This window comes from Lentzea pudingi (genome assembly GCF_014646255.1).
In the GTDB taxonomy this organism is placed as follows: domain Bacteria; phylum Actinomycetota; class Actinomycetes; order Mycobacteriales; family Pseudonocardiaceae; genus Lentzea; species Lentzea pudingi.
Window position 1 is genome coordinate 247,968 of the sequence record NZ_BMNC01000005.1, and the last position, 22,173, is coordinate 270,140.

Consider the following 22,173-nt stretch of genomic DNA (forward strand, 5'->3'; position numbering starts at 1 on the left):
GTCACGACACCGGTCTCCCTGCTGCAGCAGCGACCTGAGAGCAGCACCGCCGACCGTGGACCTAGTCGTCGCGACGACGCCGCCGACGAGGCGCGTCGCCCCCGCCCAGCGACGCCAGCAGCTCGCTCACCGACTTGCCGTCCGCGTGCGCACCCGACGGGTCCTCCGGCGCGGCACGGCGGCCCGTCGAGACCGCGGGCAGGCGCGTCGAGGAGTCCTCGGCGACCCTGCGGCCCGAGACCGGGGGCTCCTCGGCCGGGGAGCGGCGGGGCGTGACCGCCGGGAGCCTGGCCGACGACTGTTCCGACGCGGGGCGGCGGGTCACCGGGGGCAGCGACACCAGTGAGTCCTCGGAGGCGGTGCGGCGGGCCGGCTGCTCGTCGGCGCGGCGGCGGCTCGGGCTCGGGGCCGGGGCGTCGGGCTTCAGGGTTTCCCACGAGCCGCTGTCCTGGACCGGGGTCGGGGCCGAGCGGTCGTCTGCCCGGCGGCGGCCGCCTCCGGCCGCCAGCGCCTTCGGGTCGATCATCTCGGTGCGTTCGGCCACGCGGGAACGTGGTTCCGGCTTGCGGGTCTCGACCGGCTTCGCGACGGCCGCGGGAGCCTTCGGAGGCTGGTCCGGGCGGGAGAGCGCCTCGGTGCGGGCCGGGGGCTGCGGCTGCCTCTGCACGCGCTCGGTGCGGTGGACCTGCGCCTGCACCGGCTGTGCCTTCACGGTCGGCGGCGCCACCTTGGGCGGCTGGGGCTTCTGCGCGACCTGGGGGGCGGCCGCGTTGCCCAGGCGGGCCGACACGGACGCGGCCGCCGCGCCGGGACGGGGCTGGGGGCGTGCCGGTTCCTGCTTCGCGGCCTTCACGGGCTCGCGGCGGACCACGGCGGGCTGCGGGCGCGGCGAGTTCCTGGCCGGGTCCGGGCGCACCGGCTCGGGGCGGGCCGGCTCGCGGCGCGGGGCCTGCAGCTTGGCGTCGAGGGCGACGCGCTCGATCAGCTCGGTGCGCTCGGACGGCTTCTCCGCTGAGATGGACGACGTCGCGGTGATCACCGGCTTGGCGTTGATGACGCGCTGCTCCGGGGCCGCGGCCAGGCGGGCCGCCTCCGAGCCGAGCGACCGCAGGCGGGTCGACTCCGCGCGCAACGCGACGCGTTCGACGAGGACGTCGCCGCCCAGCAGCACCTGGAGGTTGTCGCGCAGCGCGTGGAGGTCGGCGCGCAGGGCCTCGATGTCCGCGCGCGACTCCTCCTCGATGCGCTTGCGGGTCTCCGACTCGATCTCGAGCTCGTACTCGCGGCGGGCGGCCACCTCGCGCTCGAGCTCGAGCTCGTAGACGGACTGGAGGTCGGCCACCTCGTCGTCACGTTCGGTGACCTGCTTGCGGTACTTGGCGGCGAGGAAGGCACCCACCAGAGCCGCCCACAACGCGGCCACCACGGCCAGACGCAGCATCCGGGCGCTGTCACTCAGCACGAGCACCGCCGCGGCCACGAGGGCGAGCGCCAGTGCCGCTACTAACAGCAATCGCCCTGAGCCACGACCGTGATCATCCTGCTCGTCGTCGTTCGACGCGCCTCGCCCGGTCATGCGCACTACGGTACCGCGTAGTTATGTGACTGAGACCTACGGCCGGGTATCTATTCGTTCCCGGAACTCTCTTTCGGCGTCTTGCAGCAGTGCTCCAGCCACAGCGCCGCAGCGGTCAGCACGACTGCCGCGATCATCCCGACAACGGCCGCCACCAGGTCGTTCGAGGCCGCCGCGAACGAGTCCCTGACGGGGATCACGAAGATCAGCAACCCGGTCCAGGCACCGAACATCAAAGCGCCCAGAACGGACGACGCCTTCGCCAGCGCGACCGCTCGGGCGGCCGTCAGCGGCTGCACCGGACGCGCGCCCGCACGACGCTGGATCCTGGCCCGCAACGAGAACGCGAACACGACCTCGACGACCGCGATCACGAACAACGTCGACCCGGCCAGCACGGGCAGTGGCGGCAACGAGTCGTAGGAGAGCCGCAGCAGCAGATGGGCCAGCAGACCGCCGACGATCGCAACGGCGGCCAGGTCGCGGGGACGCGTGAACTTCACTCGTCCATCCAACCCGAAAGCACGAGATCGTCGCGCCGGCGCACGCCCTCGGCCGAGAACTCCAGGCCCGCAACGGGTCCGTGGCCCGCGAGCACCGCGTCCGGCTCGACGTCGAGCCACGGGATCAACACCGTTGCGCGCTCAAACGCCCCAGGATGCGGCAGGAGCAGCTCGGGGTGGTCCGAGGTCACCTCGTCCACCGAAACCACGTCCACGTCCAGCGTGCGCGGTCCCCAGCGCTTCTCCCGCACGCGTCCGGCGGCGTTCTCCAGCGCCTGACCGCGGCGCAGCCAGCCCCACTCGTCCACGTCGTCCGCGGCGACGATCACGATGGCGTTCAAGAAGTCCGGCTGGTCCTCGACGCCCCACGCCGCCGTCTCGTACACCGGCGAAACAGCGATCACGAAGGGGCGCAACCCGTCCACCACGGACTGCAGGAAGGCGAACCGGTCACCCAGGTTCGAGCCGATCGAGAGAACCGCGCGGCTCAACGGTTTTCCTTCACCGGCGCGGCGAGCCGGCGCGAACGGCGGATCGTCACCGACACGTCGTCGAACGTCAGCGGGATCGGCGCGGACGGCTTGTGCAGCGTCACCTCGACGGCGTGCAGCCGTGAGTCCGCCATCGCGGCGTCGGCGATCTTGCCCGCCACCGTCTCGATCAGGTCGTACGGCTCGCCACCGATGATCGCCGCGGCCATCTCGGCCAGCTCTCCGTAGTGGTAGGTCTCGCGAAGGTCGTCCGTGCGCGACGCGGCCGAAAGGTCCAGCCACAGCGTGATGTCGACGACGAACTCCTGCCCGTCGCGCTTCTCGTGCTCGAACACCCCGTGGTTGCCCCGGACCCGCAGGCCCGTCAACGCGATCCGGTCAGCCATGTCCCCGCCTCCACGCACCGGCGACGGCGACCGCGTCCAGCGTCCGGTCGACGTCGTGCACCCGCACACCCCACGCCCCGTTGAACGCGGCCAGAGCGGACACCGCCGCGGTCGCGTCCTCCCTGCCGTCCGGTGGACGGTGGCCGAGCAACGTGCCGAGGAAGCGTTTGCGCGACGCCCCCACCAGCACCGGGAACCCGAGCTCGACCAGTTCGTCCAGGCGCTGCAACAACTCCCAGTTGTGGTCGCCCAGCTTCGCGAACCCCAGGCCGGGATCGAGCACGATCGACGACTCCGCGACGCCGGCGGCCAGTGCGGCCTCGACGCGCTCCAGCAGCTCGGAACGAACGTCCGTCACCACGTCGTCGTACGTCGCCAACGCGTCCATCTCCGTGCTGTGCCCGCGCCAGTGCATCAGCACGTACGGAACACCTGCGGCGGCGACGACCGCGGCCATCCCGGCATCGGCGAGGCCACCGGACACGTCGTTCACGATCGACGCGCCCGCCTCCAACGCCGCCGTGGCAACGGAAGCGCGCATGGTGTCGACGCTGACCGGCACGCCTTCGCCGACCAGCGCCCGGATCACCGGCACGATGCGTGCGATCTCCTCGGCCGGCTCGACGCGCTCGGCACCGGGCCGGGTCGACTCGCCGCCGACGTCGATCACGTCCGCACCGCGCCGGTACATCTCGACGCCGTGCGCCACCGCGTCCCGCCGGTCGACGTAGCGACCGCCGTCGGAGAACGAATCGGGCGTCACGTTCAGCACGCCCATCACGACACAGCGGCCGGGCTTCGGGAGAGAACTCACCTGATCCGGCCCCTGATCAGTTCGATCGCCTCCGCCCGCGAGGACGCGGAGGTGCGCAGCAACCCCCGCACCGCTGAGGTCGTGGTGCGCGAACCGGGCTTGCGCACACCGCGCATGCCCATGCACAGGTGCTCGGCCTCCATCACGACGATCACGCCGCGCGGTTCGAGCTTGCGCACCAACGCGTCCGCGACCTGCGACGTCAGCCGCTCCTGCACCTGCGGCCGCTTCGAGTAGAGGTCGACGAGCCGCGCGAGCTTCGACAGCCCCGTCACGCGGCCGTGCTCGTTCGGGATGTACCCGACGTGCGCGACGCCGTGGAACGGCAGCAGGTGGTGCTCGCAGAAGCTGAACATCGGGATGTCCGTGACGAGGACGAGCTCCTCGTGGCTCTCGTCGAACGTCTTGTCCAGCACGCTGTCCGGCTCGGTGTAGAGACCGGCGAACAACTCCTGGTAGGCACGCGCCACCCGTGCGGGTGTCTCGCGCAGCCCTTCCCGGTCGGGATCTTCACCGCACGCGAGCAGCAACTCACGGACCGCAGTCTCCGCTCGGGCGTGGTCGAAGACCCGCCGCGCGGAGACGCCGGCCTCCCCGTTGCGGGTGAGGCCGGCGTCTCCGTCGAGCTGGTGTTGCTCGGTCACTGCCGCTCGTCCTGGTCGGGCTGCGGCTTCTTCGGCTCCCAGACGTTGTGCGGCTTGCCGCCGGGCACCGTCGCCGGGGTCCATCCGGGCGGGGCGCCGTAGTTCGGCGGACCCGCCTGGTTCGACGGCTGACCGGGCTGGTGCACGCCGTTCGAGCCGTTCGGGGAGGGCAGCTGCTCGGTGACCGGTTCCGCGGCTGCGGCCTCGTCGTCCTGCCTCAGCTCCTCCGCGATCGTGTCCTCCACGACGGGAGGCCACGGCTCGCCGCGCTCCTTGGCGAGCTCGCCGGGGGTCTTGACCGGCGGGATGTCGGACGGCGTGCGGTCACCGAAGTCGTTGAACTGGGTGATGCGCGGCCGCTTCTCGACGCGGGCGAAGATCCGCTCCAGGTCCTTCTGGTGCAGGGTCTCCTTGTCGATCAGCTCGAGCGTGAGGTCGTCGAGGACGTCGCGGTAGGTGACGAGCACCTCGTACGCCTCGGTGTGCGCGGCCTCGATGAGTTTGCGCACCTCCTCGTCGATCTCGTGCGCGACCTCCAGCGAGTAGTCCGCCTGACGGCCGGCCGAGCGACCGAGGAACGGCTCGCCCTGCTCCTGCCCGTACTTCACGGCGCCGAGCTTCGCGCTCATGCCGTACTCGGTGACCATCGCGCGGGCGATCTTCGTCGCCTGCTCGATGTCGTTGGACGCACCCGTCGTGGGCTCGTGGAAGACGAGCTCCTCGGCGGAACGGCCACCCAGTGCGAACACCAGTCGCGCGATCATCTCGGACCTGGTCATCAGGTCCTTGTCCTCTTCCGGCACCGAGAGGGTGTGACCACCCGTGCGGCCGCGGGCGAGGATCGTGACCTTGTAGACCGGGTCGATGTCCGGCATCGCCCACGCGGCCAGGGCGTGCCCTGCCTCGTGGTACGCGGTGATCTTCTTCTCCTTCTCGGAGATGATCCGGCTCTTGCGGGCCGGACCGCCGATCACGCGGTCGACCGACTCCTCCAGGGCGGCACCGTCGATCGTGTGGCCGTTCTGGCGGGCCGTGAGCAGCGCGGCCTCGTTGATGACGTTCGCGAGGTCGGCGCCGGAGAACCCGACGGTGCGCTTCGCGAGGCCGTCGAGGTCGGCGTCCGCCGCCAGCGGCTTGCCCTTCGAGTGCACGCGCAGGATCTGCTTGCGGCCCTTCAGGTCCGGCGCGGACACCGGGATCTGGCGGTCGAAGCGGCCGGGGCGCAGCAGGGCCGGGTCGAGGATGTCGGGACGGTTCGTCGCCGCGATCAGGATGATCCCGCCGCGCGAGTCGAAGCCGTCCATCTCGACGAGCAGCTGGTTGAGGGTCTGCTCGCGCTCGTCGTGACCACCGCCGAGACCGGCACCGCGGTGGCGGCCCACCGCGTCGATCTCGTCGACGAAGATGATGCACGGCGCGTTCTGCTTGGCCTGCTCGAACAGGTCACGCACACGCGAGGCACCGACACCGACGAACATCTCGACGAAGTCCGAACCGGAGATCGAGTAGAACGGCACGCCCGCCTCACCGGCGACGGCCCTGGCGAGCAGCGTCTTGCCGGTTCCCGGCGGGCCGTAGAGCAGCACGCCCTTGGGGATCTTCGCGCCGAGCGCCTGGTAGCGGCCGGGGTTCTGGAGGAAGTCCTTGATCTCTTCCAGTTCCTCGACGGCCTCTTCGGCGCCGGCGACGTCGGAGAACGTCGTCTTGGGCATGTCCTTGGACAACTGCTTGGCCTTGGACTTGCCGAAGTTCATGACGCGGTTTCCGCCGCCCTGGGCGTTGTTCATCATCCACATGAGCAGCAGCAACAACAGGCCGAGCGGCACCAGGTAGATCAAGATCTGCATCAGGATGGACTCCTGGCTGACCTTGGTCTCGAGGGTCGGCTTGTTGCTGGCCTGGTCGATGACGGTGAAGATCTCGTCCGTCGAGCTGGCCGGGAACTGCGTGATCAGGCGGTTGCTGCCCTCGAAGGTCGTGCCGTCGGTGAGGGTGAGCCGGAGACGCTGCTCCTTGTCCTCGATCGTGGCTTCCTTGACCTTGCCGTCCCGCACCTGTTGGAGCGCTTGCGACGTTTTCACGGGGTGGTAGCCCCGCGCGTCGTCGAAGAGCACGGTGAAGACGAAGTAGAGCAGCAACACCGCAGCGATCCACAGCAGCGGGTTGCGAAGCAGGCGCTTGCGGTCCATGCACTTACGGCCGGGGGCGGCCTCGACCCTCCCTGACTTGCGCGTCGGGCAGTGGAAGACCCACATACCGCGTCCGACCAGCCTACCGCTCGCTGGCCGGGTACTGAGCAACCAACGGGCGGCGGCGTTCCGGGGTTCCCGCGGGTGACCCCCACCACGCACGTTCACGCAGTTTGGTTCATCCGGAACAAATACCGCCGCCCAGACGAGTGACGCAGGTCACGCCGTCTCAGTACGTTTGGCGGTCACATGTCATCCTCATTCATCCCCCGAGTGTTCCCCCGCCACTCGAAAGAGTGAACACGTGACCGAAGGTAAGTAACTGTATGTCAGCACGTCATACGTCCCCCGGCTTGTTCCGGCGGGTTGCCATCCCCTTGGGCGCCCTGCTCGGGGTGGTCGCGGCGGCGGGCGTCACGGTCGTGGCACTCCGTGTCACCAGCGGCGCCGACTGCTCCGGCGCACTGCCGTTGAAGGTCGCCGTCACCCCAGCAGCGCTGGACGTGGTGAACGCGGCTGCCCAGGACTACCAGCGGTCACAACCCGTCGTGCGCGGCCGGTGCGTCCAGGTCCAGGTCGAGTCGCGCAACGCGGCCGACGTGGCCAACGAGCTCCCGACCGCGCAGATCAACCCCCACTCCCTCTGGATCCCGGACTCCTCGATGTGGGCCGCCGAAGCCCAGCGTCAAGCCGCCGAGACCGGTCCCGAGGCCCCGAAGCTCGACATCAAGCCCTCGCTGGCGTCCAGCCCGCTCGTGATGGCGGGCTCCGAGCAGGCGATGTCCAAGATCGGCTTCCCGGTCACGCCCGTCTCGTGGGCCAAGGTCGTGGACCCGAAGGTGCAGATCTCGATGAGCGACCCGACGATGACGTCGGAGGGCCTCGCCTCGCTGTTCGTGATCCGCACGTTGCTGGGCAACGCCGACGGCACTCCCAAGCCAGAGCTGGTCGGCACCCTTCTGCGCGTGGGCCGCAGCGCCGTCCCGTCGGTCCGCGACGCGTTCGGCAAGGTCACCACGGACGCCGAGAAGGCCCCGCTCTTCGCCGCCACCGAACAGTCCGTGGTCGCGAACAACCGCTCGATGAAGGACAACGCCGTCCTGGGCGCCCCGCCCAAGGAGGGCACGCTCTCGTTCGACTACCCCCTCGTCCGGGTCTCCCGCCCGAACGAGCAGGAGGGCATCGGCGAGGCAGCCGCGGAGTTCGAGAAGGTCCTGCGCTCCGGCGACACCGCGAAGCGCTTCGGCGAGGCGGGCTTCCGCACCGTGAACGGCGCCGCCCCCGCCAAGTGGTCCACCGAGGTCGAGGGCGTCCAGGCGGGCGACGTGAAGCTGATCGAGACCCCGGGCGCCGACCAGGTCTCCGAGCTCCTGCGCACCTGGGGCGCCATCAGCCTCGACATGCGCATGCTGACCGTCATCGACGTCTCCGGCTCGATGATCGAGAAGAGCGGCAACGGCAAAACACGAGTGGAAGCCGCCACCGAGGCCTCCATGACCGCCCTCTCGATGCTCCCGGACACCACGGCGATCGGCCTCTGGGCCTTCTCGACCGACAAGAAGCCGCCGAACGACTGGATCGAACTGGTTCCGATCGGCCCACTGGGCGAACCCCTGGCCGGCGTGACCCGCCGCAAGCGCCTCGAAGCCGGTGCTTCCCAGCTCCCAGGCCTGGTAGGCGGCGGCACGGCCCTGAACGACACGACCCTGGCCGCGTACCGCCACGTCCTGCAGGGCTACGACGCGTCGAAGGTCAACTCCGTCGTCCTCATGACCGACGGCCGCAACGACGACATCTCGTCGATCGACACGGCCGCCCTGATCGAGACCCTGAAGCGGGAGTCCGACCCCGCGAAGCCGGTCCCGGTCATCATGGTCGGCCTGGGCGACCAGGTGGACATGGACGCCCTGCGCTCCATCTCGGCGGCCACCGGCGGCAAGGCGTACCAGGCGACCAATCCGGAGGACATCCGCAGCGTGCTGCTGGACGCGGTGTCGCAGCGGCGGTGCCGTCCGAACTGCTGATTTCGTTCCGCAGAAACGCCGGGCTTCCTCGCAGGGGAGGCCCGGCGTTTTCATTGCCCTGGGCAGACAAAGGCGACGCGACCAACCCCGCTGGAACCGGCACCAGCCACCGCAAACCGGCCCGCGACAACAAAACGGGGGCGCCACCGAAAACCGGCAACGCCCCCGCCCAAAGCAAACTCAGCTGGAGTACACCTTCGGGTCCAGCGTCCCGATGTAAGGCAGATCCCGGTACCGCTCCGCATAGTCCAGCCCGTACCCCACAACGAACTCGTTGGGGATGTCGAACCCGACGTACTTCACCGGCACCTCCACCTTGACCGCGTCCGGCTTGCGCAACAACGTGCACACCTGGAGCGACCGGGGCTTCCGGGACTGGAGGTTCTTCAACAGCCAGGACAACGTGAGCCCGGAATCGATGATGTCCTCGACGATCACCACGTTCCGGTCCGCGATGTCCCGATCCAGGTCCTTCAGGATGCGCACCACGCCGGAGGACGACGTGGACGACCCGTAGGACGAAACGGCCATGAATTCGAGCTGCACCGGAACGGGCAGCGCTCGGGCGAGGTCGGCCATGAACATCACAGCGCCCTTGAGCACAGTGATCAGCACGAGGTCGGAGTCACCTTCTGGGTGATCAGCCGCGACCTGCTTGGCGAGTTCGGTGACCTTGTCGCTGATCTCCTGCTCGGTGATGAGCACGGATGCGATGTCGCCGTCGTACACGGACAGGTCCCCTCTGCTTAAGACTGTGGTTCCACAACGAGCCTGCCATGCGCGCGCCGCACGACAAAGCCGCCAGGTAGCCAGACACCGCCCTGACCGCGCCATTCACTCACCAGTGCGTCAACGCGGCGCAGGTGCGAATCGGACAGTTCAGGCACTCCCTCGGCGATCAGCCACGATCTGACCACTCTCCGTCGAAGCGCGACCGGCAACTCGGCGATGTCGTCGACAGCACAGCAGTCGCCGGCGAAGGCTTCCGCGAGAGAGTCGAGTGCGTCACAGTCCTCCCGCAACTGGGCGGCCGTGCGCGCCAACGACGACGCGACGCCGCCCTGCAGCACCGCCTCCAGCAACGGCAGGACCTCGGACCGCAGCCGCACGCGGGTGAACGACGGGTCGACGTTGTGCGGGTCCTCCCACACCTCGATCCCCTGCTCAACGCACGCGGCCCGCGTCACCGCACGGGACACGCCGAGCAGCGGCCGTCCCCACGGCGCGTCGAACGCGCGCATCCCGGCGATCGACCGGGGTCCGGACCCGCGCCCCAGGCCCAGCAGCACGGTCTCCGCCTGGTCGTCCAGCGTGTGCCCGAGCAGCACGACCCCGGACGTCGGCCTCAGAGCCGCGTAGCGGGCCACGCGGGCCGCGGCCTCGGGCCCACCAGGGCCTGACACCACGACGGGCTCCACGCGCGCCACGAGCCCGAAATCGGCGCACTGCCGGGCGGCGCGCAACGCCACCTCGGCGGACCCCGGCTGCAGCTGGTGATCGACGACCACGGCCGACGCGCCGGGCACCAGTCGTCCGACACAAAATGCCAAGGCCAATGAGTCGGCGCCCCCGGAGACCGCGACGGTCACGGCCTCCGGCTGCACGAGATCGAGGAACCTGCGGACCGCCGTCCGGATCTCGGCGACCGGTCCGTTCACGGCGACACGCGACGCAGCCAGCTCATCGGCTCGGTGATCTCGGCACGCGTCGGCAACGTCTCGGCGGACGTCCAGATCGCGTTGAAGCCGTCCATCCCGACGCGCTCGACGACGTACGAGGTGAACTCCGCGCCCTCCTCGTACTGGCGCACCTTCGCCTCGACGCCGAGCACCGTGCGCAGGATCCGGTCGAGCAGGCCGCCGCCCTTTCGGCGCGCGCTGAACCGAGTGCGGATGGTCGACACGGACGGCACGACCGACGGCCCGACGGCGTCCATCACGTGGTCGGCGTGGCCTTCGAGCAAAGTGGACAGTGCGATGAGCTTGTCCAGCAGGAGCTTCTGCTGCGGCGACTGGATGAGGTCGATCAGGCTCATCGGACCGTCGCCCGCGCGCAGCTTGGTGCGGAAGTCGCGGATCACGTCCGACAGCGGCGCGCGCTCATCGTCCATTGAGGACAGCAGCGCGGTGACCTGCTCGGAGAAGTACCTGCGCAGCCAAGGCACACCGGTGAACTGCAACCGGTGCGTGCACTCGTGCAGGCACACCCACATGCGGAAGTCGTCGTCCGGCACGTCGAGAGCCTGTTGCGCCCCAACGATGTTCGGCGCGACGAGCAGCAGGCGTCCGGCGAGCTGCTCGTTCGGGCTGAACGGGTCGTACTGGCCGAGCACCCGCGAGGACAGGAACGCCAGCACCACGCCGGCCTGCACCCCGGCCGTCCCGGCGAGGATGCCCGCCATCGGGCCGGACGGTCGCGGCATCGAGGGCCCGGTGAGCGCGGCCAGGCCCTGGGCGGCGGCCGCGACCCACGCCGGCCGGTCCACGACCTCGCCCGGCAGCAGCGGCAGGCCCTGGCCCAGCGTGGTCAGCTCGCGGACGTGCACCTCCGCCTGCGGCGCGAGCTCGCGAAGTCTGCCTACGACGTGGTCAGCCTCGTCCTTGCCGATCACGGGGCCCGGGCGGACGAGTCGCGTGGCAGTCGTTACCGCCAGCTCCCAGTCCACCGGGCCGAGCTCTGCCTCCGTCGCGCCGTTCACGCTTCCGACGCTACCTGCGCACGGCCCGCTACGAACAGCCACAACCCCGCAACGCGGCGGCCAGCACGTCCAGCGCGGGCCGGACCTCGGTCTCCGGGTTGCGGTTGCTCGCGGACATGAACGAGAACACGAGCACCCGTCCGTCCACGTCGACGACCACGCCGGCGAGCGCGTTCACGCCGGTGAGCGTGCCGGTCTTGGCCCGCACCCAGCCCTTGCCCGGCGCCGCGGTGCCGCCGTAGCGACCGGCCAGCGTGCCACTGCCGCCCGCGACCGGCAGCGCCGTCAGCAACGGCCGCAGCTTCGCGGTGCGCGCGTCGTCCAGCGTCGGCTTGGCCGCGGTGGTGAGCACGTCGGTGAGCAGCTTGGCCGGGATCTTGTTCGTGGCGGACAGCCCGCTGCCGTCGACGAAGTTCGCCCCGGTGAGGTCGAAGCCGTTCTTGGTCAGCACGTCCCGCACGGCCTTCACGCCGCCCGCGAACGACGGCTCGCCGCCCGTCTTGATGGCGATCTCGCGCGCGATGGCCTCGGTGAGCACGTTGTCGGAGATCTGCATCATGTTGTCGACGAGCTGCTCGACCGGTGCCGACTTGATCTCGCCGAGCACTTGCCCGCCCGCCGGCGCCGTGCCCGCCGTGGCGCCGGGGGCCCCGATGCGCTGCGCGAACGCGTCCGCCGCCGCCTGGCCGGGGCTGCCGGTGCGCGCGCCGTTGACGTTGGACTGGTCGATCCGGCCGCCGTCGAGCATGAACGGCACGATCGGCGCGACCGAGCCGCCCGCGATGTCCACGCTCTCCCACTGCGGCCCGAGCGCCTCGCCGGTGTACCGGGTGAGGTCGAACTGGACCTTGGTGACCGGGCCCTTGGCCTTGACCTGGCCGACCAGGTCGTCGAGCGTCGCGGCGCCGGGGTAGACCGACTTGCCGGGTGCGCCGGAGATGGTCGGGTCGCCGCCGCCGACGATCACCACGGTGCCGGGCTCCGCGCCCTGCACGACCTTGGTGGACAGCTGGTCGGTCTTCTCGAGGCTGAGCAACGCCGCCGCGGCCGTGAGGATCTTGAGGCTCGACGCGGGCGTCGCGGGCGTGGTGTCGCCCTGCTGCCACAGCGGGGTGCCGCCGGCGGGGTCGATGACGCTGCCGGTGAGCGTGCCCAGCGCGCTGTTGCCCGCGGGGCCGGTCAACGCCCGTTGCACGCCGGCCGGGGTCGGTGCCTGGCCGCCCGCGGTGACGGCCTTGACCAGTGGCTGGACGTTCGCGGGCGCGGCCGGCGGCCTGGTCTCGATCGCCTCGGCGCCGCCGAGCTCGTTGACCGCGTAGACGGTGGCGCCGGCCAGGGCCGCGACGACCAGCAGGCTCAGGACCACCAGAAGGGGCTTGCGGCTCTTCTTCGGCTCGTCGGCGAGGCGGTCCTCCGGCTCTTCCTCGTAGCCGGTGACGGGGAGGTCGCGGGGCTCCTGGCGGGGAGGCGGCACCGGACGGGGCTGCTCGGGTCGCTGAGGCTCCTGCCGCGGGGGCGCCTGGGCCTGGAGCTGGTCGACGCGCTTGGTCTGCTCCGGACGCGACGGCTCGGGGCGGGCACGGGGAGGCGGCGCGGGCTGCGGGTCGGGCCTGACCGTCTGGTCGAACCAGGACTGCTCGAGGTGCGGGAGCTGGTCCACGCGCGCGGTCTTCGCGGGCGGGACCGAGAGCTCCGCGGTCCGCTGCTCCGGCCTCGGCACTACACGGGTCTGGTCGTTCTTCGGCTCGATGCGCACCGGGACGGCCCGAGGTTGGCCGACTTCTGGACCAATCGCCCCGTGAGACTTCCCACCGGCGTTCTCACCGGAAGGCCCGCCGGAGCCGCCGGAACCGGCCTTCGACACACCTGGCGTGGCATGACCGGAGCCCCCGGCGTTCGGGGCGGAACGGACCGGCGACGAGCGCAGCGGCTCCTGAGTGGACGGAGCGGAGAGCACGGCGGCGAGCGGGAAACGCATCGTCGGCTGGTCGACGGACGGGCGGCTGACCTGCACCGTTGGCTCTTGTGCGGCGGCGACCGACCCGGCGTCGTCGTCCTCGGTCGGCCACTGGGGCTCGTCCGGCAAGTGGGCCTCCGTCAACTCGGTACGGGCAATCTCACACCCACCAACCGCCGCTCCGATGAGGGTTGACAAGGCGTCGTGGTCCACACTAGTGGGCATCACGAATGGGCTACATGAGCGAGGACCAGTGGAATTCGACGTCCTGATCGAGATCCCCAAGGGCGTGCGCAACAAGTACGAGGTGGACCACAAGAGTGGCCGCATCCGCCTCGACCGCACGTTGTTCACGTCGACGCAGTACCCGGCCGACTACGGGTTCATCGAGAACACCCTGGGTGAGGACGGCGACCCGCTGGACGCCCTCGTCCTCGTCCAGGAACCGACGTTCCCCGGCTGCCTGATCGCCGCTCGTGCGATCGGCATGTTCCGCATGACGGACGAGAAGGGCGGCGACGACAAGGTTCTGTGCGTCCCGGCCCACGACCCGCGCCACGAGCACCTGCGGGACATCCACCACCTCGCGGAGTTCGACCGCCTGGAGATCCAGCACTTCTTCGAGGTCTACAAGGACCTGGAGCCGGGCAAGAGCGTCGAGGGCGCGTCCTGGGTGGGCCGCACCGAGGCCGAGGCCGAGATCAAGCGCTCGTACCAGCGCCTGAAGGACGCCGAAGCTCGGGGCGAGACCTTCCACTAAGCCCCACGGAAAAGAGGGAGCTGCTCGGAGCAGCTCCCTCTTTTTCATGCTTTCGAGACCTCAGACCGCGAGGGACTCCGCGTCCGCCACGCGCTCCAGACCCGACCTGGTGGAGAGCGGCTTCTCGCGCAGGAACCACACGAGGACGAACGCCGCGATCATCACGATGCCGCCGGTCAGGAAGACCGTGTCGATCGCGCTGGAGAACCCGTCGAGGAACGGCTTCGCCAGGACCGGGTCGAGGTGGTTGAGGAACTCGGTGTTGTTGATGTCCACACCGGACCCGCTCTGCAGCGACTTGGCGAACTCCGGGTTCTGGGCCAGGGCCGCCCTGAACGCGTCGGTCTGCATCGCGGACCTCAGGCCCTCCGCGATCTTGTCGCCGACCGTGCTGAACAGGATCGACAGGAACACCGCGGTACCGACGGTGCCACCGATCTGGCGGAAGAACGTCGCGGAGGCGGTCGCCACGCCCATGTCCCGCGGCTCGGCGTCGTTCTGGATCGCCAGCAGCAGCGTCTGCATGCACTGGCCGAGGCCGGCGCCCATGATGAACATGAAGACCATGACGAGCCAGCTCGGCGTGTCCGTGCCGATGGTGCTGAGCAGGAACAGCGCGGCCGCCATCAGTCCGGCGCCGATGATCGGGAAGATCTTGTAGCGCCCGGTCGCCGACGTGACCTTGCCCGCGATCGCGGTGGCCGACATGATCCCGAACGTCATCGGCAGCAGCATCAGACCGGCCGTGGTCGGCGTGACGCCCTTGACGATCTGCAGGTACAGCGGGATGGAGACCATGCCGCCGAACATGCCGATGCCGAGCACGAAGTTGATCGTGTTGCCGAGCGAGAACGTGTGGTTGCGGAACATCCGCATCGGCAGCATCGCCTCGTCGCCCATGCGGTTCTCGACCCACACGAACGCCACCAGGCCCACCACGCCGATCACGTACATGGCGATCGACAGCCCCGAGGCCCAGCCCCACTCACGGCCCTGTTCGGCCACGATCAGCAGCGGCACCAGGCCGACGGTCAGCGCGATGGCGCCACCGAAGTCGATGCGGTGGTTCACCCGCTGGTGCGGGATGTTCAGCACGCGGGCCACGACGAACAGCGCGAGCAGCGCGATCGGGACGTTCACGAGGAACACCCAGCGCCAGCCGGTGACACCGAGGAACGAGCTGAGACCGGCGAACACGCCGCCGATGACCGGCCCGAGCACGCTGGCCGTACCGAACACGGCCATGAAGTAGGCGGAGTACTTGCTGCGCTCACGCGGCGAGATGATGTCCGCCATGATCGCGAAGGCCAGCGACATCAGACCGCCGGCGCCCAGGCCCTGCACCGCGCGGAACGCGGCCAGCTCATACATCGACGTCGCGATGCCCGAGAGCAGCGAGCCGACCAGGAACAGCGAGATCGCCGCGAGGTACATCGGCTTGCGCCCGTAGATGTCCGACAGCTTGCCGTACAACGGGGTCGTGATGGTCGCGGTGATCAGGTAGGCGGTGGTCGCCCAAGCCTGCAGCGTCTGTCCGTGCAGCTGGTCGGCGATGGTCTTCATGGCGCTGGCGACGATCATCTGGTCCAGCGCCGCGAGGAACATGCCCAGCAGCAGACCGGACAGGATCGTCATGATCTGGCGATGCGTCAGGGAGACCCCTGGCGTGGGTGTCGCATCGGTTGTTGATGACATTTCTAGTCTTCCCCTCCTGCGCGGGTCCCCGTCCCGCGGTCGGTCATGAACGCCGGAACCGTGCGCTCGTAGTCCTGTACGAAGCGCTCGAACAGCTCCGCGAAAAGCTTGTAGTCCTCGTCCGGCCACTCGGCGAACATCCGCTCGATGGCCTCGTTGCGCTGCCGGCGCCGGTTCTTGATGAGCGTGCGTCCCGCCTCTGTCACCGCGAGGACGCTGGCTCGACCGTCGGCCGGGTCGGCGCGCCTCTCCACGAGCCCGTCCTTGACCAGCGCGGCCACCTGCCTGCTGACCGTGGACGGGTCGGAGAGCACCGCCTCCGCGAGCGCGCTCGAACGACATTCCCCGAGACCGGAGAGCGTCGCGAGGAGCACGAAGGCGGACTTGTCCATGCCCTGCTTGGCCATCTGGTGCGACATCTGGGCGTGCATCTTGTTCAGCCGCACCATCGCCATGCCGACCCGGTCCGCGAGCTCGTGCTCGGGTCCGACGTCGATGGCGAAGCCTGTGCACCTGCCCGGATCGACCATCTGACACCTCGTTGCTTGTATCACCCAACTAGTTGCTCGGTACAAGCATCCATCTCGGTCCACCGAATTGCAAGTGAGTTCCGAGTCTCACTCCACAGAGGAGTGGTACCGGTGCGGCCAGTAGTGGTTACCGATGAGTAGCCGCGCGGGTTACCCGCCGGTAGCATGCGTTTCATGAGCCAAGACGTGTCGTTCGTCGCCGATGCCATGAAGCAGGCCGTGCCCTACGTGAAGACCACGGGCATCGAGTTCGAGGAGGTCTCCGCCAGCCGCGTCGTCGCGTCGCTGCCGGACACCCCGGAGCTGCACAACCACATCGGCGGGCCGCACGCCGCCATGATGTTCGGCCTCGGCGAGTCCGCGTCCGGCGCCGTCGTGATGGCCGCGTTCTCCGCGCACCTCGCCAAGGCCACGCCGCTCGCCGTCCGCGCGGAGATCGCCTACAAGAAGATCGCGATGGGCCCGATGCGCGCGGAGGCCGTGCTGGGACGCTCCGCGGACGAGGTCCTGGCCGAGCTGGAGTCCGGCACGCGGCCCGAGTTCCCCGTGACGATCACGATCACCAACGCCGAGGGCGTGACCACCGGTGAGATGACCGTCGTCTGGACGCTGAAGCCCGCCCGCTGAACTGGGCGTCTCCGTATTTCGGTTCGGAATCGAAGTGAACCGATCCGATCCAAATACGTAACCTTGGCCACACCGCTCCGGGCAGGCACCATTGCTGGCTATGTCGGGGTGGAGAAGTGTGGGCGGAGTCGTGCTTGTCCTGCTCACCGCGGGGTGTGCCGCGCAGGTGCAGCAGTCGAGGCCCGTCGCCGTCGAGAAGCCGGCGGAGGACACACCGGTGACCGCGTCGTCGACGTCGGCCACCGTGCCGCCGGCCCAGCTCGGCATCAGCGTGGCGTCGATCGTCGACGGCCGCTCCGTGATGCTCTCCGACGGCTCGAAGGCCGAGGTCAGCGCCCTCGCCCAGCCGGGACCGTGCTGGGCCGACGCCGCCGGCAGCTTCGCCAAGGCCATGCTGCTGGGCCAGCAGGTCCGCTACGACCGCACCACCGGCGCGCTCAGCCTCACCGACGGCACCGACTACGCGTTGCTCGCGCTGGGCAACGGCGCGGGCCGCACCACCGGCACCCCGACGCCGGGTCAGCGGGAGGCCGAGGGAGCAGCGCAGCGCGTTCCGATGGGCCTCTGGGGAGCGCCGTGCGGCGGCAAGGACGCCCTGCAGACCTCCACTCCCCCGCCTCCGCCGCCACCACCGCCGGCGCCCACCACCACGACGAAGCCGCCCGCACCGCCCAAGCCGAAGCCCGTCTTCTACGCGACCTGCGACGACGCGCGCAGGGCCGGCGCGGCACCGCTCTACTGGGGCCGGCCGGGGTACCGCGTCGAGCTCGACGAGAACCGCAACGGCATCGCCTGCGAATCCCGCTACCGCTGACCGGCGCGCAATAACCTCAGCGGCATGAAGCTGGACAGCAGTGCCGTCGACTACACCCCCGGTGACGCCGGGGCCATCGCGAGGCAGGCGGAGGACCGGGGTTACGACGGGTTCTGGCTCGCCGAGACCAAGCACGACCCGTTCCTCGCGCTGGCCGGTGCCGCCGCGGCGACCGAGCGGATCGAGCTCGGCACGGCGATCGCGGTGGCGTTCGCGCGCAGCCCGATGACCGTCGCGACCACGGCGAACGACCTCCGGCTGCTGTCGGAGGGCCGCTTCAACCTCGGGCTGGGCTCGCAGGTAGAGGCCCACATCACCAAGCGCTTCTCGATGCCGTGGGGCAAGCCCGCCGCGCGCATGCGCGAGTTCGTGCTGGCGATCCGCGCGATCTGGCACGCCTGGGAGACCGGCGAGCGGCTGGCGTTCCGCGGCGAGTTCTACAAGCACACGCTGATGACGCCGTTCTTCGACCCGGGCCCGAACCCGCACGGGACCGCGCCGATCTACCTCGCGGGTGTCGGCGGGCTGATGACCGAGGTGGCGGGTGAGGTCGCGGATGGCTTCCTGTGCCACAACTTCACGACCGAGCGGTACCTGCGCGAGGTGACGCTGCCGGCGCTGGCGCGTGGCCGGGAGAAGGCCGGGAAGACGCTGGAGGGCTTCGAGATCAGCGGCCCGGTGTTCGCCGCGACGAACGACCAGGAGGTCGCGGACGTCAAGCGGCAGATCGCGTTCTACGGGTCGACGCCCGCCTACCGGCCGGTGCTGGACCTGCACGGGTGGGGCGCGCTGCACGAGGAGCTGCACCGCATGTCACGGCGGCAGCAGTGGGCGGAGATGAGTGAGTTGATCACGGACGAGGTGCTGGCGGAGTTCTGCGTCCTCGGCACCCCGGAGAGCGTCACGGCCGCGCTTCTGGACCGTTACGGCGACGTCGTCACCCGGATCTCTCCGTCGACGAGCGCGGCTCAGCGTCCGGAGAAGTGACTCAGGCCCTGTCGTGCCAGCTCCGCGTGGAACCCGCGGAGTTCGGCGCGCACTCTCGCGACGCCCCGCTTGCGGATCCACCGGCGTCTGCCGACGTTGGCCGCGGTCAGGGCGAACGGTAGTGCCAACAGGGTCAGCACCAGCATCAAGATCATCTTGTCTCCTCAGGGGTTGCGAACAAGCAACGACCAATCGAGACGTCGCTTACGGTACCGGGTCGAACGCCACCCAGGTGGAGCAAAGTCACCGACAGCAAGTCAGTTCTTGACTAATTTTGTTTTCGGTGCGACCTTGGGTCCATGTTCGAAGTGGCGGTGATCGAAGACCCGTCCGCGGCCGAGGTGTCGCTGGACCCGGTGCGAGCGCGACTGCTCGCGGAACTGGTGGAGCCCGGATCGGCGACGATGCTCGCCGCGAAGGTCGGCCTGCCGAGGCAGAAGGTGAACTACCACCTGCGCACGCTGGAGCAGCACGGCCTGGTGGAGCTCGTCGAGGAACGGCGCAAGGGCAACGTGAACGAGCGCCTGCTGCAGGCGACCGCCGCGTCCTACGTCATCTCCCCGACCGCGCTCGCGGCCGTGCAGCCCGACCCGGCGCGTTCGCCCGATCGGTTGTCCGCCCGGTGGCTGCTGGCGGTCTCGGCCAGGCTGGTACGCGACGTCGGCACGTTGATCACGGGCGCGACCAGGGCGAAGAAGCGGCTCGCGACCTTCGCGCTGGACGGTGAGGTCCGGTTCGCCACGGCGGCGGACCGCGCGGCGTTCGCCGAGGAGCTCGCCGGGTTCATGACCCAGCTGGTCGCCAAGTACCACGACGAACAGGCAGAAGGAGGGCGGCCGCACCGCGTCGTCGTCGCCCTGCACCCGAGCGTGAACGCCAACGCGTCCAAGGAGGACGAGTCGTGACCCACGAGTTCGAGATCAGCAAGGAAGTCGAGGTCGACGGAACCCCGGAGGAGGTCTGGGACGCCATCGCGACCGGTCCGGGCATCGACTCGTGGTTCATGGGCCCGCACACGGTCGACGGGCGCGTGGGCGGCCGCATGACGCTCGACCTGGGTTTCTTCCAGGAGTCCTCGACGATCACGGCCTGGGAGCCCGGCAAGCACCTCGCCTATCAGAGCGACAAGGGCGAGGACGGCACGTTCCACGCCATGGAGTACCTGATCGAGGGCCGTGACCAGGGCACGACCGTGCTGCGGTTCGTGCACACCGGCATCCTCGCCGACGGCTGGGGCGACGAGTTCGTCGACCAGCAGTCGAAGGGCTGGGACATGTACCTGTTCACGATGGCCCAGTACGTGAAGCACTTCACGGGCAGGCCCGGCACGTACGTGTTCGCCCAGTGGCCGGAACAGCCGGAGGGCGCGAACAACTGGCCGGTGCTGCTCAAGGCGCTCGGCGTGCCCGAAGGCGCTCAGGTCGGCGACGAGGTCGTGCTGGAACCGTTCGGCGTCAAGGGCGTCGTCGACTACCTGGTCGAGAACGACCTGCACAACTTCCTCGGTGTGCGCGGCCCGGAGGGCATCTACCGGTTCCACGGCACCAACGCCGTCGGCCACCACCTCTTCGGTGACACGACCGGGCAGGCCGAGAAGTGGCAGGCGTTCCTGAATCAGACCGTCGGCGGGCAGACCTCGTAGACGTAGTCGTCGTGCCCGTACGGCACGACGTTCCGGTCGCGGCGGATGACGGAGACCCGTCCGCCGCGATCGGCGCAGGACTTCCGGAAACCCTCGTCGGTGTACTCGATCTGGAAGAAGTCGTTGCCGAAAGCGTCCTGATAGGACCGGCACTCGTCATGTGCCTGGCAGTCCTCGGCGATCGCGAAGTCGAAGCCGATCTCCTTCTTGCCCGCCTGGCCCAGTTCGGCCGTGTTCTTCTGCGCGACGGCGAGCCCCTGTTCGTGCGCGTACTGCACGAACGACTTCATGAACTCCTTGGTGGCATTGAGGTCGAACGCCCCCTCGGCCCTGGTGTAGGAGTCGAGGTTGTCCGGCTCGACGCCCTTGTAGAACGACGTCTTGCAGTCCCTGATCCACTTCTTCTGGATCTCCAGGATCCTGCTCCGCTTGTCGCCGGTGGAGATGTCGAGGATGCCCTCCGCCCACTCCGGGTCGATCGCGACCTCACCGTTCGGCTTCTTGACCAGCAGGTCGTCGTGGTTCTTGCGCCACCAGTCGAGACCGCCGTCCATCGTGCCCGGCTGCGTCTGCAACGCGTTGAGGTAGCAGATGTTGTAGCGCCGGCCGTCAATGATCTTGCTGCGGTCGCGCACCACGATCTTGACCGGCACGTCCGGCTGGTAGGCGCCGCCGAGCTGGTAGTCGAGCTGCCCGCCGGCGGGCGGCAACTCGCGCGGCGGCAGGTCCGGCCCGCTCGAGCACGACGGCACGAGCGCGAGCAGAACGGCAAGTGCCGCAACAGTTTTCATCAGGTGTCCGAGATCCACGTGTCGACAAACCTCTTCGGGTAGGACGAGTGTCGAGCGGAACAGCCTGCTCCACCAAGTGTCTCACCAGCGTGAGGCCGCGGTTACGCCGTTGAGCGGCCATGACGCCCGTCCGCGACGGGTAAGTCCAGACCATGCGCTGGTTGTTGCTGATCGTCCTGCTGACCGGCTGTTCCGCGATACCCCTGTCCTCCGCGGGACCACAGGTGGACCGGGTACCGCAGGGCACCCTCGACGCCGTCACCGCGCGCACGTCGCTCGCGGCGCTGCCAGTCAACACGCCGGGACGCCTCGACGGCTACGTCCGCGACTGCTCCGGAGGCAAGGCGTGCGTCTTCGGCCAGCCGTGGTTCGACACCGACGGAGACGGCTGCGACCAACGCAGCCAGGTCCTGGCCCGCGACCTGACCGGCGTGGAACGCAAACCGGGCCGCTGCGGCGTCCAGGCCGGCACGCTCGACGACCCCTACACGGGCACGAGCGTGACCGGCGTGTCGAAGATCCAGATCGACCACGTGGTGCCCCTGGCCGAGATGTGGCGCAGCGGCGCGGCCTCGTGGGCGCCCGAGCAGCGCCTGGCCGCGGCCAACGACCTGCGCAACCTCGTCGCGGTGTCCGGGAAGGTCAACCAGTCGAAGAGCGACAAGACGCCCGACGAGTGGATGCCGCCCAATGCCGGGTACGCGTGCTCGTACGGGCGGATCTACGTGACGGTGAAGGCCGCTTATGGGCTTTCGGTGGCGCCTGCGGAGCGTTCGGCGTTGGAGCGTGCGCTCACGACGTGCGGTTGACGTTCTCGGTGCGTTGGTGCGCGCATTTGGCATCGGACTGAAGAATGCGGAAGGGCCAGGTCAGCGAGTGACCTGGCCCTTCCGTCTCACCGAGCCGCCTATCGGAATCGAACCGATGACCTGCTCATTACGAGTGAGCTGCTCTGGCCGACTGAGCTAAGGCGGCGAGACGAGATAACTATAACCGACCCGCAACCGCGTTACTCACGGGGGTCGGCATCGTTGTACGGACCGTG

Annotated in this window: 23 protein-coding genes and 1 tRNA gene; 8 read left to right on the forward strand and 16 right to left on the reverse strand. The window is 69.4% G+C overall.

What is annotated here, in order from left to right:
- Positions 1–61 precede the first annotated feature (61 nt).
- From IEY88_RS20070 to ftsH, 7 genes are read right to left on the reverse strand one after another with little or no spacing between them, the layout of a single operon-like run.
- Positions 62–1,576, reverse strand: a complete 1,515-nt coding sequence (locus tag IEY88_RS20070) for a DUF6779 domain-containing protein (RefSeq protein WP_189156312.1) — start codon at positions 1,574–1,576, stop codon at positions 62–64.
- A gap of 50 nt (positions 1,577–1,626) precedes the next feature.
- On the reverse strand, positions 1,627–2,079 hold the full coding sequence (locus IEY88_RS20075) for a DUF3180 domain-containing protein (RefSeq protein ID WP_189156313.1): 453 nt from the start codon (positions 2,077–2,079) through the stop codon (positions 1,627–1,629).
- Positions 2,076–2,570, reverse strand: a complete 495-nt coding sequence (folK, locus tag IEY88_RS20080) for a 2-amino-4-hydroxy-6-hydroxymethyldihydropteridine diphosphokinase (RefSeq protein ID WP_189156314.1) — start codon at positions 2,568–2,570, stop codon at positions 2,076–2,078. Before folK ends, IEY88_RS20075 begins: the two co-directional genes overlap by 4 nt.
- Positions 2,567–2,956, reverse strand: coding sequence for a dihydroneopterin aldolase (gene folB, locus IEY88_RS20085; protein ID WP_189156315.1), 390 nt, complete (start codon positions 2,954–2,956; stop codon positions 2,567–2,569). Before folB ends, folK begins: the two co-directional genes overlap by 4 nt.
- Complete coding sequence (gene folP / locus IEY88_RS20090) at positions 2,949–3,734, reverse strand: dihydropteroate synthase (protein WP_189156648.1); 786 nt, start codon at positions 3,732–3,734, stop codon at positions 2,949–2,951. The genes folB and folP overlap by 8 nt, the downstream gene beginning before the upstream one ends.
- 32 nt (positions 3,735–3,766) lie before the next feature.
- Entirely contained in the window at positions 3,767–4,414 is a 648-nt protein-coding gene (gene folE / locus IEY88_RS20095; protein ID WP_189156316.1) for a GTP cyclohydrolase I FolE, read from the reverse strand.
- Positions 4,411–6,603, reverse strand: coding sequence for an ATP-dependent zinc metalloprotease FtsH (ftsH, locus tag IEY88_RS20100; RefSeq protein ID WP_189156317.1), 2,193 nt, complete (start codon positions 6,601–6,603; stop codon positions 4,411–4,413). The genes folE and ftsH overlap by 4 nt, the downstream gene beginning before the upstream one ends.
- 326 nt (positions 6,604–6,929) lie before the next feature.
- Here ftsH and IEY88_RS20105 point away from each other — a divergent pair, with 326 nt between their 5' ends.
- Positions 6,930–8,627, forward strand: a complete 1,698-nt coding sequence (locus IEY88_RS20105) for a substrate-binding domain-containing protein (RefSeq protein WP_189156318.1) — start codon at positions 6,930–6,932, stop codon at positions 8,625–8,627.
- Positions 8,628–8,807: 180 nt separating this feature from the next.
- On the opposite strand, the gene hpt is transcribed toward IEY88_RS20105, so the two are convergent.
- The 4 genes from hpt to dacB are packed head-to-tail and all read right to left on the reverse strand — an operon-like array spanning position 8,808 to position 13,411.
- On the reverse strand, positions 8,808–9,356 hold the full coding sequence (gene hpt / locus IEY88_RS20110) for a hypoxanthine phosphoribosyltransferase (protein WP_030477529.1): 549 nt from the start codon (positions 9,354–9,356) through the stop codon (positions 8,808–8,810).
- A 17-nt stretch (positions 9,357–9,373) separates the two neighbouring features.
- Positions 9,374–10,285, reverse strand: coding sequence for a tRNA lysidine(34) synthetase TilS (gene tilS / locus IEY88_RS20115; RefSeq protein WP_189156319.1), 912 nt, complete (start codon positions 10,283–10,285; stop codon positions 9,374–9,376).
- A complete protein-coding gene (locus IEY88_RS20120; RefSeq protein WP_189156320.1) occupies positions 10,282–11,325 on the reverse strand; it encodes an Rv3626c family coenzyme F420 biosynthesis-associated protein in 1,044 nt (347 codons plus the stop codon). Before IEY88_RS20120 ends, tilS begins: the two co-directional genes overlap by 4 nt.
- A gap of 28 nt (positions 11,326–11,353) precedes the next feature.
- Positions 11,354–13,411: a D-alanyl-D-alanine carboxypeptidase/D-alanyl-D-alanine endopeptidase gene (gene dacB / locus IEY88_RS20125; protein WP_189156321.1), complete on the reverse strand. Its 2,058-nt coding sequence runs from the start codon at positions 13,409–13,411 to the stop codon at positions 11,354–11,356.
- 124 nt (positions 13,412–13,535) lie between these two features.
- Here dacB and IEY88_RS20130 point away from each other — a divergent pair, with 124 nt between their 5' ends.
- Positions 13,536–14,042 (forward strand): inorganic diphosphatase, encoded by a 507-nt coding sequence (locus IEY88_RS20130; protein ID WP_189156322.1) that lies wholly within the window; start codon positions 13,536–13,538, stop codon positions 14,040–14,042.
- 60 nt (positions 14,043–14,102) lie between these two features.
- Here the strand turns inward: IEY88_RS20130 and IEY88_RS20135 are convergent, their stop codons facing one another.
- Positions 14,103–15,737 carry an MDR family MFS transporter gene (locus tag IEY88_RS20135; protein WP_189156323.1) on the reverse strand — a complete coding sequence of 545 codons (1,635 nt, stop codon included), beginning with the start codon at positions 15,735–15,737 and terminating at the stop codon, positions 14,103–14,105.
- A gap of 2 nt (positions 15,738–15,739) precedes the next feature.
- Complete coding sequence (locus IEY88_RS20140) at positions 15,740–16,267, reverse strand: MarR family winged helix-turn-helix transcriptional regulator (RefSeq protein ID WP_189156324.1); 528 nt, start codon at positions 16,265–16,267, stop codon at positions 15,740–15,742.
- Positions 16,268–16,441: 174 nt separating this feature from the next.
- Between IEY88_RS20140 and IEY88_RS20145 the strand changes: the two genes are divergently transcribed.
- From IEY88_RS20145 to IEY88_RS20155, 3 genes are all read left to right on the forward strand, one after another.
- Positions 16,442–16,894: a DUF4442 domain-containing protein gene (locus IEY88_RS20145; protein ID WP_189156325.1), complete on the forward strand. Its 453-nt coding sequence runs from the start codon at positions 16,442–16,444 to the stop codon at positions 16,892–16,894.
- Positions 16,895–17,012: 118 nt separating this feature from the next.
- Complete coding sequence (locus IEY88_RS20150; protein ID WP_229693570.1) at positions 17,013–17,708, forward strand: excalibur calcium-binding domain-containing protein; 696 nt, start codon at positions 17,013–17,015, stop codon at positions 17,706–17,708.
- Between the two features lie 24 nt (positions 17,709–17,732).
- Positions 17,733–18,695, forward strand: a complete 963-nt coding sequence (locus IEY88_RS20155; protein WP_189156327.1) for a TIGR03617 family F420-dependent LLM class oxidoreductase — start codon at positions 17,733–17,735, stop codon at positions 18,693–18,695.
- On the opposite strand, the gene IEY88_RS20160 is transcribed toward IEY88_RS20155, so the two are convergent.
- Positions 18,677–18,850, reverse strand: a complete 174-nt coding sequence (locus IEY88_RS20160; protein WP_189156328.1) for a hypothetical protein — start codon at positions 18,848–18,850, stop codon at positions 18,677–18,679. The two genes, IEY88_RS20155 and IEY88_RS20160, sit on opposite strands and share 19 nt — an antisense overlap.
- Before the next feature lie 144 nt (positions 18,851–18,994).
- Between IEY88_RS20160 and IEY88_RS20165 the strand changes: the two genes are divergently transcribed.
- Complete coding sequence (locus IEY88_RS20165; protein ID WP_189156329.1) at positions 18,995–19,600, forward strand: ArsR/SmtB family transcription factor; 606 nt, start codon at positions 18,995–18,997, stop codon at positions 19,598–19,600.
- On the forward strand, positions 19,597–20,337 hold the full coding sequence (locus tag IEY88_RS20170; protein WP_189156330.1) for an SRPBCC family protein: 741 nt from the start codon (positions 19,597–19,599) through the stop codon (positions 20,335–20,337). Before IEY88_RS20165 ends, IEY88_RS20170 begins: the two co-directional genes overlap by 4 nt.
- Here the strand turns inward: IEY88_RS20170 and IEY88_RS20175 are convergent.
- A complete protein-coding gene (locus IEY88_RS20175; RefSeq protein ID WP_189156331.1) occupies positions 20,310–21,128 on the reverse strand; it encodes an endo alpha-1,4 polygalactosaminidase in 819 nt (272 codons plus the stop codon). The two genes, IEY88_RS20170 and IEY88_RS20175, sit on opposite strands and share 28 nt — an antisense overlap.
- A 152-nt stretch (positions 21,129–21,280) precedes the next feature.
- Here IEY88_RS20175 and IEY88_RS20180 point away from each other — a divergent pair, with 152 nt between their 5' ends.
- The gene (locus tag IEY88_RS20180) at positions 21,281–21,937 is read left to right on the forward strand and encodes an HNH endonuclease family protein (protein WP_189156332.1); all 657 of its coding nucleotides are present in this window, start codon (positions 21,281–21,283) and stop codon (positions 21,935–21,937) included.
- Positions 21,938–22,029: 92 nt separating this feature from the next.
- Here IEY88_RS20180 and IEY88_RS20185 read toward each other — a convergent pair.
- A tRNA-Thr gene (locus IEY88_RS20185) sits at positions 22,030–22,103 on the reverse strand.
- Positions 22,104–22,173 lie beyond the last annotated feature (70 nt).

What these genes read in the sequence shown, in the direction of transcription:
- IEY88_RS20070 (WP_189156312.1), bottom strand. Translation starts at nt 1,576, where the DNA reads ATGACCGGGCGAGGCGCGTCGAACGACGACGAGCAGGATGATCACGGT.
- folB (WP_189156315.1), bottom strand. Translation starts at nt 2,956, where the DNA reads ATGGCTGACCGGATCGCGTTGACGGGCCTGCGGGTCCGGGGCAACCAC.
- folP (WP_189156648.1), bottom strand. Translation starts at nt 3,734, where the DNA reads ATGGGCGTGCTGAACGTGACGCCCGATTCGTTCTCCGACGGCGGTCGC.
- ftsH (WP_189156317.1), bottom strand. Translation starts at nt 6,603, where the DNA reads ATGGACCGCAAGCGCCTGCTTCGCAACCCGCTGCTGTGGATCGCTGCG.
- IEY88_RS20105 (WP_189156318.1), top strand. Translation starts at nt 6,930, where the DNA reads ATGTCAGCACGTCATACGTCCCCCGGCTTGTTCCGGCGGGTTGCCATC.
- IEY88_RS20135 (WP_189156323.1), bottom strand. Translation starts at nt 15,737, where the DNA reads ATGTCATCAACAACCGATGCGACACCCACGCCAGGGGTCTCCCTGACG.
- IEY88_RS20140 (WP_189156324.1), bottom strand. Translation starts at nt 16,267, where the DNA reads ATGGTCGATCCGGGCAGGTGCACAGGCTTCGCCATCGACGTCGGACCC.
- IEY88_RS20145 (WP_189156325.1), top strand. Translation starts at nt 16,442, where the DNA reads ATGAGCCAAGACGTGTCGTTCGTCGCCGATGCCATGAAGCAGGCCGTG.
- IEY88_RS20155 (WP_189156327.1), top strand. Translation starts at nt 17,733, where the DNA reads ATGAAGCTGGACAGCAGTGCCGTCGACTACACCCCCGGTGACGCCGGG.
- IEY88_RS20160 (WP_189156328.1), bottom strand. Translation starts at nt 18,850, where the DNA reads ATGATCTTGATGCTGGTGCTGACCCTGTTGGCACTACCGTTCGCCCTG.
- IEY88_RS20165 (WP_189156329.1), top strand. Translation starts at nt 18,995, where the DNA reads ATGTTCGAAGTGGCGGTGATCGAAGACCCGTCCGCGGCCGAGGTGTCG.
- IEY88_RS20175 (WP_189156331.1), bottom strand. Translation starts at nt 21,128, where the DNA reads ATGAAAACTGTTGCGGCACTTGCCGTTCTGCTCGCGCTCGTGCCGTCG.
- IEY88_RS20180 (WP_189156332.1), top strand. Translation starts at nt 21,281, where the DNA reads ATGCGCTGGTTGTTGCTGATCGTCCTGCTGACCGGCTGTTCCGCGATA.